This window comes from Bacillus sp. FSL R10-2201, assembly GCF_038008665.1.
GTDB lineage: Bacteria > Bacillota > Bacilli > Bacillales > Bacillaceae_G > Bacillus_A > Bacillus_A mycoides.
Genome location: NZ_JBBOZP010000001.1, coordinates 453,222 through 465,745, shown reverse-complemented (window position 1 = coordinate 465,745; position 12,524 = coordinate 453,222). Strand labels below are relative to the sequence as shown.

The following is a 12,524-nucleotide window of genomic DNA, read 5'->3' as shown; positions in this document are numbered from 1 at the left end:
CACCTCTACTCTATACTTTTCCATAAATATAACGCTGCATAACTGCAATATGGTTCACACTCTTGTTTCACTTTTTCTAAAAATGCATCATCAGGCTTATTATCTAATTGAAATACACCTTGCACTGCGCGCTGAATTCCAATGTCTGCTTTTGGAAACATATTTTTCCGACCAAGCCCAAACATTAAAAAGTTTTGCACTGTCCATGCTCCAATACCCCTTATTGGTAACAATTGTGCCGATACTTCTTCTTCTGTTTCGTTTTGTATCCTTGCTAAATCTAATTTACCGCCTACAATATGTTTTGCTAATCCTACTATATATTCGGCTTTTCGCTGACTAAACTTCTGCTCTCTCAATTCTTCTATTGAAATGTTTGCTACTCTTTCTGGTGTTGGGAAAAAGAAAACGCCGTTCTTCTCTGTCCCATATCGTTTTACAAATTGATCTGTTAGCACAGTAGCAAATTTCAAATTTATTTGTTGATGAATAATACAGCGAAGAAGACAAGCGAAATAATCAAATTCTAAAATAATTGGAGTATAAGCATATGTTTCAAATAGTGGACGTAATGATGTGTTTAAAAAATGATTTTGTATATTTTGAAACGGTTCATTCCAGTGAAAAATGAATCTCATTCGTTTCATTACTTTCTCTTGATCTCCTGCCTGACTAGAGATCCAAAACTGTGGATTTTGAACAGTACCAATCCCTTGCAAACGAACAACAATCTGTTCTTCGTCTATAAAAAGCGGGACATAAATTACTTTCTCGTCTAATTGAATAACGTTTAACGGGTCGAAAGATAAACGCTTTAGTACTTCCTCAAAATGGTACGGATATTCTAACGTAACATGTTCGCTCCACATACGTTTCCCCATCCTTTTTACACATCATTATAGCATGAGAAAACCGCAAGCATACATGCTTACGGTTGATTGCTTTTTACTAAATCATCTAGGCTTTTAAAATGATACCCTTTCTCGCGCAAATCATCAATGATTTTCGCAAGTGCTTCTGCATTATCTTTTGATATTGCATGAAGTAACAAAACAGATCCTGGATGAATCATAGTCATTACATTATTATGAGCGTATTGCCATCCTCTTTGCTGATCTACTTTCCAATCAAGAAATGCAAGCGACCAAAACACGTTATAATATCCCATGTCTTTCGTAAGCGCTAGCGTTCTTTCACTAAACACGCCTCGCGGAGGGCGTACATATTTCACTTCTTTTTGCCCAGTAACTTTTTTAATCTCTTCCGTTACGCTCGTTAATTCTTCACGAAGTTTTGCATCATTTACTGTTGTAAAATCTGGATGACTCCAAGAATGATTACCAATAATATGTCCTTCATTTTTCATTCTTAATAATAAATCTTTTTGTGTTTTTATATAATGTCCCGTCACAAAGAAAGTTGCTGGTACTTTTTTCTCCTTCAGTACATCTAAAATCTTTCCTGTATATCCATTTTCGTATCCATTATCAAATGTTAAATAAATATCTTTTTTCTTCGTATCTCCTAAATAAAACCCACCATTTTTTTGTAGTAATTCTGTATATAGTTTCCCTGCATCTGGCACCGTTTCATTTTTAGGACGTGGGATTCCCCAGTTATGTGGTGTATTCGTATAAGCAAATGTTGAAACTGGAACAAGTGCCATCATAATTGAAAAAATGAGACCTATATATAACCATTTATATTTCATAAATAGTCTCCTTTCCATATATAATCGTACCTGTAGTTTCTGTTTCCCTGCTTTCTTTCATGCTGAACATGTTTTTCTATATATACCAAAAAAATGCACCTCGAATAATTCGAGATGCACTTCTCTTTACTTAAATACAGGTTCTTTAAAGCTCGCCAATTTTTCAAGTGATGTTTTATCAACATCAGCATGTAGACTTTTACCATGAGAATCCATCGTTACAACTGCTTTAAAACCATCGATACGTAAATGCCACATTGCCTCTGGGATACCGAATTGTAAGAAATCAACATCTTTCACTTCTTTAATACATTCAGCATAATATTGCGCTGCACCACCAATTGCATTTAAGTACACACCACCGTGTTCTTCTAAAGCTGCTAATGTTTTAGCACCCATACCACCTTTACCAATTACAGCACGAATACCGAACTTTTTCATAATATCGCCTTGATATGGCTCTTCACGAATACTTGTCGTTGGACCTGCCGCTTTAATTTGCCAATTATCATTTTCATCTTTCACTACAACTGGACCACAATGATAAATAATTTGTCCCTTTAAATCTACTGGACAATCGTTATCCATTAAATGTTTATGAATCGCATCACGTCCTGTATACATCATGCCGTTAATTGTAACAACATCACCAACACGAAGTTCACGAATTTGCTCTTCTGTAATTGGAGCTTGTAATACGATTTCACGCTGCTCTGTTTGTTCTTGCGCAGTTTCTTGTTGAAGTGTATCTTCACCTTCCTGGTACAACCAATCCATAATTTCACCTGTTTCAGGATGAATTGTTACACCAAGACGACGATATGCCCAACAATTATACGCAACAGATACGTAGAAGCTCGCTGGCAAACGATTATATACTCCAATTTTGCAACCTAATAAAGTTGTTTCTCCGCCAAATCCCATCGTACCAATGCCAAGCTTATTCGCATTCTCTAATACATACTCTTCAAGCTTGTGTAATTCTGGAACTGGATTTACATCATCTAATGTACGGAATAATTGATTTTTTGCTAATTCGTAACCTGATGTGCGGTCTCCCCCGATACCGACGCCGATTACTCCTGCGCTACACCCTTGACCTTGCGCTTGATATACTGCATGAAGAAGGCATTTACGAATTCCTTCTAAATCACGCCCAGCTCGTCCAAGTCCTTCTATTTCACAAGGCAGGCTATATTGAATATTTTTATTCTCACAACCGCCGCCCTTTAAAATTAAACGTGCATCAATGTAATCTTTTTCCCATTGTTCAAACTTAATAACAGGTGTACCTGGTCCTAAATTGTTTCCGCTATTGTCTCCAAAAAGAGAATCAACAGAGTTTGGACGAAGTTTACCATCTTTTGTCGCCCGCTCAAGCGCACTATAGATAGCTTTCTTCAGTTTTAATTGATTCACACCAACTGGTGTATAAATTTTAAACGTTGGCATCCCTGTATCTTGGCAAATTGGCGAGATATTATCATCTGCCATTTTAATGTTATTCGTAATTGTGCCAAGTGCCATCGCTGAACGAGTCCCTGCATTTTCTCGCTCTTTCGCTTGTTGAATCGCACGACGAACATCCTTCGGTAAGTTCGTTGACGTTTCAACAACTAGTTGATACATGCTTTCTTGAAGCTTTTCCATTGTACTTCCCCCTCAATTGTGAACGCTACCAAAACGTTATGAGATGAAAATTCCATTGTTATGCTCTTCAGCTTTTTATTTATCCCGCATTAACGGGCAGTAAGACTCCCACCTCAAAATTCAGGTGGAGCAAAGAAGTTAGGTTGGAGATCAACTGCCCGTAAACGCCCGATTGGTGAAGGCTAATACTCAGTGGGGAATGCCCCCCACTGAGTAAAGTTTCACTTTATTTCATGCTATTAAAGTATAAATGAAATTTTTCACAATTTGATTATACCTTTTTTTCTATATTCCTTCTATTATCCGTACAGAAAAAGGCTGCCAATTTTGTAGTGGCAGCCTTTTTAATATATTATTCGTCTTTTTTAAATTGCTCACATTTCAGTTCTAATTCATCTAACATTGCAAGAAGACGATCTACATCTTCTAATTCTACCTCTTCTGGTTCAATCGTATCAATTACTTCAATGAACATATTTAAACGTTCTTTCAAATATACTAGTTGTGAATCTTTACCTTGAATTGCTTTTCCCATGAAGGCACTCTCCTTTTAATTCGAGTTGCTTTTATTATACCGCAAAAATGATTGCTATGGGCATGTAATTTCATCAATTTTTTCACAGTAATTCATTATAATGTAAGCCCTCTCTCTTTTTTCACAAAAAAGTTTCACTTTATAAAAAGCACATATTCTTCTATTATAGAGAATGGACAAATTGTTATTTCAATAGTCAAAGGAGTATTTCATATGACGATATCACAAATAATGAAGCCGATTACTCCTTCTTACGATCCATGGGAAGCGTATATGGACCTTGAAGAGTACGGCAAACTACTATTAACAAACGTTGAGTTTACAACGACGACGTTATGCAATATGCGTTGCGAGCATTGCGCTGTTGGTTACACATTACAGCCGAAAGATCCAAACCCGCTTCCGATGGAGCTTTTATTAAAACGATTAGATGAGATTCCTTATTTACGTTCTTTAAGTATTACAGGCGGAGAACCTATGCTTTCAAAAAAATCCGTCGACAACTATGTAACACCACTCTTAAAATACGCCCATGAACGAGGCGTTCGCACTCAAATTAACTCAAACTTAACTATAGATTTAGCACGTTACGAACAAATTATTCCCTACTTAGATGTATTGCACATTTCACATAACTGGGGAACAATCGATGACTTCGTTGAAGGCGGATTTGCAATGATGGAGCGTAAGCCTACTTATGAACAGCGCGCTAAATTATTTGAAAGAATGATTACAAATAGTAAAGCTCTATCAGAGGCAGGTGTACTCGTATCAGCCGAAACTATGTTAAACAAACGAACTCTACCACATATTGAACATATTTACCGTCAAATCGTTGAAGAAATGGGCTGTAAACGTCATGAAGTTCACCCGATGTATCCGAGTGACTTCGCTAGCACACTTGAAATTTTAACAAAAGAAGAAATTCGAAATGCAGTTGAACATTTATTAGAGATCCGTGATGAAAATGTGTGGATGTTATTCGGAACATTACCTTTCTATGCATGTAGTGATAATGAACACGATTTAGCTACACTAAAGAAATTACATGAAAGTAAAAATGTAACTGTCCGCAATGATCCAGATGGTCGTTCTCGTTTGAACGTAAATATTTTCGATGGAAATATTATCGTGACCGACTTCGGTGATGTCCCGCTTCTAGGTAATGTACAAACAAATACACTACAAGAAGCTTACGACAAATGGTGTGACTCAAAAACAGCAAAATCATTAAGTTGCCATTGTCCTGCCGTGAAATGCCTTGGACCGAATGTTCTTGTAAAAAATAGCTACTATCCAAAAGAAGATTTCTTATCAAAAACATCAAACATTATGTTATAAATAAAAAACGTCAGCTTATAGGCTGACGTTTTTTATTTCATTGTGCATGCGATGAAGAAACAAATTTAAAAAATAAATGATCATGAATTGGAATAGCGGCTCCGATTCCTTGAGATGTAATATTTTTCACGACAAGCTTTTTTTGATTCCCTTTTAACACAAGGTAGACTTCTCCAAATGTTACTTTTCCTTTTTCATTTACTGCTGGTGTATACGCATATAAATATCCAAGTTGACTTGGACTAATATTATAAACACGCTCATGTCCGGTACCATAACCAATGGTTGTTTTAAATGAAAGTGGCAATTGTACTTTTTCAAGCGCTTTTAGAAGCATCATTTTTTTCACATCTGTAGTATCTTTCATATCTGCTGTTAAATCACCTTCGATTGTCTTTTGGGTTTCTTGCTTATAGCGAAGTGGGTATAAGCGATCCCCTCCGCGATTATCATATACATTTCGATTTACTTGCTTATATTCCCAATTAATCGATGTGTCTATTGACTCATAATTTAATGCCCATTGCCCTAAATAAATTTTTGCTCGGTACCCTACTGCAAGCGGTGCATTCGAAATTGTTGTTTCATTAAACATTCGAATTAAATCTGGGTTTTCAATTTTAATATTTGTTGTTTTTAATAATTCTTGAGCAAACTTACTCGGCTGTAAACGTGGTAAATCTTGTGCATCATTTGGAAATGTATTATCTTTTGAAATATTTAAAACAGATGAAGGCATTTTTACTTCTACTGTCGTCTTTGCAAAACTACTGTTAGGAAATAATAAAATAAACGAGACCATAGTTGAAAGACATATGCTGTACACTCGTTTCACCTGTCAGGCTCCTTCCTACGTAAAGGTATATAAATTACTGTATTTAGTGTTTTCCCTCTGAAGCATTGTTATCCCTATTTTTCATAATAAATAAAAACCAATTCCCATAATGACATACGCAGCTAATAAAGTGCCTCCTTCAAACCAGTTTGTATCCCCATCATTTGAAATGGCGATAGTTAAGAAAACAGCTGTAATCATAGAAACAAGTTCTGGTATTGTAAATACTAGAGGCATCTTTTGTGCAAAAAGCATCGAAAGAAGTACTAATACAGGAGCAACAAACATAGCGATTTGTAATGTAGAACCTACTGCAATTTCAACGGCGATATTCACTTTATTTTTATACGCCATAATAATTGCAGATGCATGTTCTGCTGCATTACCAACAATCGCAACGATGATAACCCCTATAAATAACTCTGACCAGCCAAACGACTTTGCAACCGTTTCAAAAGTATGTACGAGTGCCTCTGACACATAAGCAACTGCAAGTGTTGCTATCGCTAAAATGAGTAGCGCTTTAGCTTTGGACCACTCTGGCTCTTCCTCATGCGCTACTTCATCACTTTTATGTTGATATACACCACGGTGCGTAACTAACTTAAATAGCAATGCAGCAAGATACATAATGATCATGATAATAGAAACACCAATACTTAATTGATACGTCTTTCCAGCATCCATCTTCATTGAAAAAATCTCTGGAATAACAAAGGCTACGACAACAGCAAATATTAATAAAGCTGAATTATGTCTTGCATCATAAACATTGAAACTTTGTCTTTTATACTTAAGGCCACCTATAAAGAAGGATAACCCTCCTACCAGTAATAAGTTTCCAAGTACAGAACCAGTTAAGGAAGCTAAAACAACTTCTGTTAATCCTGCCTGGAGTGCAAAAATTGAAATGATAAGTTCCACGGCATTACCGAAAGTTGCATTTAATAAACCACCTATCCGAGGCCCAGAAACAATTGCTAAACTTTCTGTCGCCCTCCCCATAAAACCAGCTAATGCAATAATAGTAATGCAGTATACAGCAAACATAATAGTTTGTGGCCAATGAAGTGTTTTTCCGATTACAGAAAGTGGTACACCTATAAGCGCTACTATGAGAAATATTTTATTAAACATGCTTTTCATCCTTCCATCGTATGTATTTCTCCTCGATATTATTATTATTCATCTCCTAACTTGTCCGATTTCATCACAATTACGTTTAAAAAATCGGATTGAAGAAAACAGTATGAAAGATATTTAAATTATCTTGTCCAGACAGAAAAAATTATGAATTATGAAAAGAGGCTAAAAATATGCACTTAAAAGAAAAAATCGCAACTATTATTCAAGGTCAACGCACTGGTGTATTATCTACTGTACGTAACGATAAGCCACATAGCGCCTTTATGATGTTTTTCCACGAAGATTTTGTACTATATGTTGCAACAGATCGAAATTCAAAAAAGATAACAGATATTGAAAAAAACCCCAATGTACATGTACTACTTGGACGTGAAGGAAAGAAATTAGATGAGGATTACATTGAAGTTGAAGGTATAGCTTCCATCGAAGAAGATCAAACATTAAAAAACAAATTTTGGACTAATAGCTTAAAACGCTGGTTACTCGGTGCGGAAGACCCTAATTACGTACTAATAAAAATCAATCCCGATACAATTTATTACATCGATGGTGCTGGTACGACCGAGCCCGAGTTTTTACGACTATAAAATAAAAACAAGCCCCCTTAGGTGGGCTTGTTTTGTCGAAAGATTCTTCTGAAAAAAACAATAAAATAGGTGGAACTTTCTAAAGATTCTGTTATATAATAGCAGTAACTTAAATAAACTGTATTAAAACAGATTGAGGGGAGAAATTAAAATTGATGAAAAGAGAAGAACGAAAAAACATGATTGAGTTTATTGAAAAGAAAAAAGGGATTGAACGTGACGAATTATTATTTATGACGGATGATGAAGTAGAGCATATTTATAATGTAACGTACTTTTTATATGAAGAAATAGCAGAGTAGTATAATAAACCCCCACCTTATTAAAAATATAGGGCGGGGGTTTATTTCGTTTTTATACATGAGAATGATTTTCATGTATAATAATGTAAGATTGGAGGAGTTTCACTATGAGTTCATGGCTATTATTCGCACTATTATCAGCAATTGCTGCTGCCCTCGTATCTATTTTCGGAAAGATTGGCTTAGATGGAATCGATGCCAACGTCGCAACAACGGTTCGCTCTATTATTATGGCATTATTTATGGTAGGAGTTATTATTATACAAGGTAAATTTCAAAATATCGGTGATGTCCTCCTAAATAAAAAAGCACTGCTATTTATCACATTAAGTGGAATCGCTGGTGCTTCGTCATGGCTATTTTATTTTCTTGCGTTAAAAACAGGAAAAGTTTCACAAGTAGCACCTATCGATAAATTAAGTGTAGTATTTTCCATTATTCTCGCGATGATTATATTAGGTGAAAAGTTAAACTTTATGACCGGTATTGGTGTAGTCTTTATTACAGCTGGTGTATTATTTATTGCTTTCAGCTAAAAAAACCGCTATTATTAGCGGTTTTTTCTTTTCCTTATGTAAATCCACACAATCAATATTACAATTGCCGAAACTAATAAAATCCATATTCCATAATGATGTAAACTATATTCAACAAAGCGCCACTTTTCTCCCAGTTTCCAACCTAAGCCAATAAAAACACTTATCCAAATTAGTGCACCACCGTAAGCATACAAACAAAATCGCCACAATGTTAAATTTGAAACTCCAGCAAAATATGCTGTTAAATGACGTACTCCCGGTATAAAGTAGCCAATCATTAAAAGAAATGGACCGTATTTTTCAAATAAAATATGTGTTTTTTCAATATGATGTTCCTTAATTCTAACTTTCGGACCATATTTTTTTAAAACAGGGAGCCCAAGTTTTAAACCTAATATGTAACTTAATGTAATGCCAAGCATTGCACCTGCCATTCCACTTAAAAAAGCAGCTGTTCCTGACATAACTCCTTTTGAAATGTTATATCCAATAAAAGTCAATAAAAACTCATCCGGTATAGGTAATCCAACAATCCCGCCAGCTAAAGCTATAATAATTCCAAAATATCCATAATGTGCGATTAACTCGCCAATATGTTGTTCCATTCGGAAGACACATCCTATACACGATCGTTATCCCATATTGTGCCCATTCTATCTTTAAGACAAACATGGTATACATATTCACTATACATTGTTTTTATAATGAACTCTACTTCTATTCCATTCCTTAAATAGAGATTTAATCGGTGGTTTTTTATCCATCCCCACTGATTATTAGCCTGAACCAATCGGGATTTTACGGGCAGCAGGTCTCCCACTTAACTTCCTTGCATTCGCTCAATTTTGGAGTAGGAGTCTTACTGCCTATAAATAGCGAGATAAAAAAATAAAAATTCATAGGCTTATTTTTTTGTTACAATAAAGGGAAGTTACTTTTTGCAACGGTTTAACTCTCAAGAAAAATGATATATCTAGCAAAAACATAGTTTGGTCTATATAATGCAACTTCTACCTATTAGAGTAACATGCACCCTTTTACATACAACATCATTTTTCTAAATTATACAGGGGGAACGAACATGACCATTGAAAAACAATTTATCCAAAAGATTTACTATAAAACATTTTTAACAGAAGACTCTTCCATTCCGGTAGCGGAAGTACTCGGTGAAGCATATATAAATGAATCAAAAAATGAATTCTCCAATATATCTAATATTCGCTTTGCACAAGGTGAAGTTTATTTTCAAACTAACGACTTTGAAGCCGCTATATTCAAATGGGAGAAAGTAAATAATGAACTTGCTCTCTGGGCTATGAAGAATATTGCAGATGCTTATTTCGAATTAGATTTCTTGCCAAAAGCAGAAGAAATTTATACATCTATCCAAACAGAAGATACAACTCTTACAATGGAAGTTTCCCTACAACTTCTTTCCCTTTATATAGAGCAAAATCGTTTAGGACTAGCATTTAAGACGATTAGCGAGGCTGTTGCATTTCAACCAGACTATCCAAATATTACTGCAATCGCTCGATCGTTCTATGAAAAACAAGAAGATTGGAATAATGCTATTGAACTCGCTGTTCAAGAAGGAATTCGAACAAAATCATTACACTGGTTCGATACTTTAATCAATTATGTGAACAGAGGCTTTACTAAAAAAATTAAACCTGAGTATTTCTATGAATCTTTAAAAGCCTTATATACAATTGATCAAGTTCAATTTAAAGAGCTTGTTATCTCACTTTGGAACAGCTATGAAAATGAATCATTCCATCTCCCTTGGATTCAAACAATAAATCACCTATTCTTACATGTTGAAGTAGATGCTCATGACGATTGGAATGAAATTTCTACTCGCTATCAAGAGACGTACTTCGAATTGATCACTGGACAACATTTCATGCACGAATTACAAGGACTTGTACCAGATTTATTAACAAATTGGTTTAGTTTAATGAGAGCGGAAGATTCTTTACTTGTCTCCGCAGCAGTATTAGCATGGAATGAAGTTTCACCGACAACTCTAGAATCATTACTCGTAAAAAGCGCAGGTGCCTTACTTTCAAATGCATCAGCTCATGCAAATGTTGATATGGCAGACGTATCAGCATTATTTGAAACGATTGCTGTATGGGCTGAGAAGAATGATGTAGATTTAGGTCATCAATTCACACTACTTGTTCGTGAGTTATACGATTTAACTGTTACACAACTTCTAGTAGCAGGAGCTAGCGATTATGATAAATCAGCCTTTATTAACTCTATACTAGGAGAAAATATATTAAATGAGGCTATAACAACTTCAATTACATTTAAAGATGATAGTCAAACTGAAATAACTGAGCTTACAGAACTAGATATACGAAATATACCAAACTTTGACGAACTTCATAACATACTAGCGGTACCTTCTCAGTCAAAACTAGAAAGAAAATGTATTGAAGTTAAATTACCAAGTAGATTTTTACGAAAAAATAAGTTTTCATTCCTTGTCACACCTACTGTGCATGGACAACTTGACAAAAACAGCTCTCACTTTGAATACTTACAGGCAGCAGATAGTCTCATCTATGTCCTAAATTCAGCTTCACCATTACATGATGAAGAGCTCGATACATTATTATATATTCGTGAGCAAGTACCAAATTTACAAATTAAATTCGTCTTACAAACAATTGATACGAATACTAGTGAAAATATCACGAACAGCATTAAAAAGAAAATACTCGTACATTTCCCAGAAGCACACTTTTTCCCTTACTCTCCTTCACAAGAGAGTAGTGAACAGCTAGGTAACGTAACAGACTCTATTCTTTCTAACCTTACTAAGCGTAACGTGGAAAAAGAACGCATTGAAAAATTATTATGGTTTATCCAAAAAACAATTGCATACCTTGTAAATGAGCGTGTGGAATTAGAAAATACGTTAGTGAAATCCGTTCGCTGGAATAAACATATTTTAGTAAAACTTGATGGTTTTATTAATAATCTTACTGCCATTCAAAAAGATAAAATTCGTTCTATTACAGAATCTTATCTCTTAACGAAAGAAGAGATTACGCAGGATATACATTCTCAAATTCCTGAATTGTTGCAGAGTTGCTCTGACCTCGTTCAAGAAGATAGTGATTTCAAACTGGTCCATGAAGAACTAAATGTAGCAATGAATGAAAGAATTCAAAAACATGTACAGCAAGTGCTTCTTCCTAAATTTACTGGGTCTATTCAAGAATGGATTGAAACTGCTCATAATGAATTCATTCAAGCTCAAGCTTATTTAGATGAAATGAGCGATACCTTTAATAAGCTCTATGAGGAAGAGCGTATTAAACTTCCTTGTGATTTCAAATTACTAGATGACTGGGATAGAGATGTTGCAAGAATGACGAATAGAATTACAGTAGCTAACATCAATATTTTATTACGCTTTACACCGACACAATTTTTCTTAAAGAGTGCAGGGAAATTATTCGGTAATATGCAAAAAAATCAATCTATGCTATCAAATAAATATAAACAATATATTGAAACAGAAGATTATACAGAAGTTGCTCAGATGATTTCAAAACAATTCTTCCTTCAATTTGAAGTATTTGAAGGTGCGCTAGAACGGGATATCATGATGTTCTTTAAAGACCCTCTTAGCATATTGAAACAAACCGTAGAAGCGGCCCAACTTGAAATACAAGAAGATGAGCAAACATTAACAAAGCTAAGAACAAACCCAGAAACTTATCATGATCCTTTAACACTCTTTAAATTGCAATTGTTACAACGAAAATTCATGTTAAATATCGACCAAAATAATGAACATATTGCTTCACAAGAAACAATAAATAAAACACCAACTGTTTAAATAAGAAAAACCA

At 34.9% G+C, this 12,524-nt stretch carries 12 protein-coding genes; 5 read left to right on the top strand and 7 right to left on the bottom strand.

The genetic code is table 11. The features are described 5' to 3' along the window. Positions 1 to 5: 5 nt before the first annotated feature. The 4 genes from NSQ69_RS02390 to NSQ69_RS02375 form a co-directional block, all read right to left on the bottom strand. The gene (locus NSQ69_RS02390) at positions 6 to 869 is read right to left on the bottom strand and encodes a DNA-3-methyladenine glycosylase family protein (protein ID WP_078213813.1); all 864 of its coding nucleotides are present in this window, start codon (positions 867 to 869) and stop codon (positions 6 to 8) included. A gap of 59 nt (positions 870 to 928) precedes the next feature. Further along, positions 929 to 1,711 carry a delta-lactam-biosynthetic de-N-acetylase gene (gene pdaA, locus NSQ69_RS02385; RefSeq protein WP_002029593.1) on the bottom strand — a complete coding sequence of 261 codons (783 nt, stop codon included), beginning with the start codon at positions 1,709 to 1,711 and terminating at the stop codon, positions 929 to 931. Positions 1,712 to 1,837: 126 nt separating this feature from the next. Beyond that, positions 1,838 to 3,361 (bottom strand): class I fumarate hydratase, encoded by a 1,524-nt coding sequence (gene fumA, locus NSQ69_RS02380; RefSeq protein WP_341098904.1) that lies wholly within the window; start codon positions 3,359 to 3,361, stop codon positions 1,838 to 1,840. A 352-nt stretch (positions 3,362 to 3,713) separates the two neighbouring features. Continuing rightward, positions 3,714 to 3,896 carry an SE1561 family protein gene (locus NSQ69_RS02375; RefSeq protein WP_002010264.1) on the bottom strand — a complete coding sequence of 61 codons (183 nt, stop codon included), beginning with the start codon at positions 3,894 to 3,896 and terminating at the stop codon, positions 3,714 to 3,716. A 213-nt stretch (positions 3,897 to 4,109) separates the two neighbouring features. Between NSQ69_RS02375 and yfkAB the strand changes: the two genes are divergently transcribed. Then, positions 4,110 to 5,237 carry a radical SAM/CxCxxxxC motif protein YfkAB gene (gene yfkAB / locus NSQ69_RS02370; RefSeq protein WP_341098903.1) on the top strand — a complete coding sequence of 376 codons (1,128 nt, stop codon included), beginning with the start codon at positions 4,110 to 4,112 and terminating at the stop codon, positions 5,235 to 5,237. Between the two features lie 37 nt (positions 5,238 to 5,274). On the opposite strand, the gene NSQ69_RS02365 is transcribed toward yfkAB, so the two are convergent. Further along, on the bottom strand, positions 5,275 to 6,072 hold the full coding sequence (locus tag NSQ69_RS02365) for a YfkD famly protein (protein ID WP_002091172.1): 798 nt from the start codon (positions 6,070 to 6,072) through the stop codon (positions 5,275 to 5,277). Between the two features lie 81 nt (positions 6,073 to 6,153). After that, positions 6,154 to 7,209, bottom strand: coding sequence for a calcium/proton exchanger (cax, locus tag NSQ69_RS02360; protein WP_002169228.1), 1,056 nt, complete (start codon positions 7,207 to 7,209; stop codon positions 6,154 to 6,156). Between the two features lie 179 nt (positions 7,210 to 7,388). On the opposite strand from cax, the gene NSQ69_RS02355 reads away from it, so the two are divergent. The 3 genes from NSQ69_RS02355 (at position 7,389) to NSQ69_RS02345 (ending at position 8,643) form a co-directional block, all read left to right on the top strand. Continuing rightward, entirely contained in the window at positions 7,389 to 7,805 is a 417-nt protein-coding gene (locus tag NSQ69_RS02355) for a pyridoxamine 5'-phosphate oxidase family protein (RefSeq protein ID WP_002125015.1), read from the top strand. 155 nt (positions 7,806 to 7,960) lie between these two features. Further along, a complete protein-coding gene (locus NSQ69_RS02350; RefSeq protein ID WP_000817786.1) occupies positions 7,961 to 8,107 on the top strand; it encodes a BH0509 family protein in 147 nt (48 codons plus the stop codon). 107 nt (positions 8,108 to 8,214) lie between these two features. Next, positions 8,215 to 8,643, top strand: coding sequence for an EamA family transporter (locus NSQ69_RS02345; protein WP_002029573.1), 429 nt, complete (start codon positions 8,215 to 8,217; stop codon positions 8,641 to 8,643). Between the two features lie 14 nt (positions 8,644 to 8,657). Here the strand turns inward: NSQ69_RS02345 and NSQ69_RS02340 are convergent, their stop codons facing one another. After that, a complete protein-coding gene (locus tag NSQ69_RS02340; RefSeq protein ID WP_002029574.1) occupies positions 8,658 to 9,251 on the bottom strand; it encodes a DedA family protein in 594 nt (197 codons plus the stop codon). A 476-nt stretch (positions 9,252 to 9,727) separates the two neighbouring features. On the opposite strand from NSQ69_RS02340, the gene NSQ69_RS02335 reads away from it, so the two are divergent. Beyond that, a complete protein-coding gene (locus NSQ69_RS02335; RefSeq protein WP_002125014.1) occupies positions 9,728 to 12,511 on the top strand; it encodes a tetratricopeptide repeat protein in 2,784 nt (927 codons plus the stop codon). The last annotated feature ends 13 nt before the right edge of the window (positions 12,512 to 12,524 follow it).

Bases quoted from the DNA above. Each gene is read 5' to 3' on its own strand.
- NSQ69_RS02375 (WP_002010264.1), bottom strand. From the start codon at position 3,896: ATGGGAAAAGCAATTCAAGGTAAAGATTCACAACTAGTATATTTGAAA.
- cax (WP_002169228.1), bottom strand. From the start codon at position 7,209: ATGTTTAATAAAATATTTCTCATAGTAGCGCTTATAGGTGTACCACTT.
- pdaA (WP_002029593.1), bottom strand. From the start codon at position 1,711: ATGAAATATAAATGGTTATATATAGGTCTCATTTTTTCAATTATGATG.
- NSQ69_RS02390 (WP_078213813.1), bottom strand. From the start codon at position 869: ATGTGGAGCGAACATGTTACGTTAGAATATCCGTACCATTTTGAGGAA.
- NSQ69_RS02355 (WP_002125015.1), top strand. From the start codon at position 7,389: ATGCACTTAAAAGAAAAAATCGCAACTATTATTCAAGGTCAACGCACT.
- NSQ69_RS02335 (WP_002125014.1), top strand. From the start codon at position 9,728: ATGACCATTGAAAAACAATTTATCCAAAAGATTTACTATAAAACATTT.
- yfkAB (WP_341098903.1), top strand. From the start codon at position 4,110: ATGACGATATCACAAATAATGAAGCCGATTACTCCTTCTTACGATCCA.
- NSQ69_RS02350 (WP_000817786.1), top strand. From the start codon at position 7,961: ATGAAAAGAGAAGAACGAAAAAACATGATTGAGTTTATTGAAAAGAAA.
- NSQ69_RS02345 (WP_002029573.1), top strand. From the start codon at position 8,215: ATGAGTTCATGGCTATTATTCGCACTATTATCAGCAATTGCTGCTGCC.
- fumA (WP_341098904.1), bottom strand. From the start codon at position 3,361: ATGGAAAAGCTTCAAGAAAGCATGTATCAACTAGTTGTTGAAACGTCA.
- NSQ69_RS02340 (WP_002029574.1), bottom strand. From the start codon at position 9,251: ATGGAACAACATATTGGCGAGTTAATCGCACATTATGGATATTTTGGA.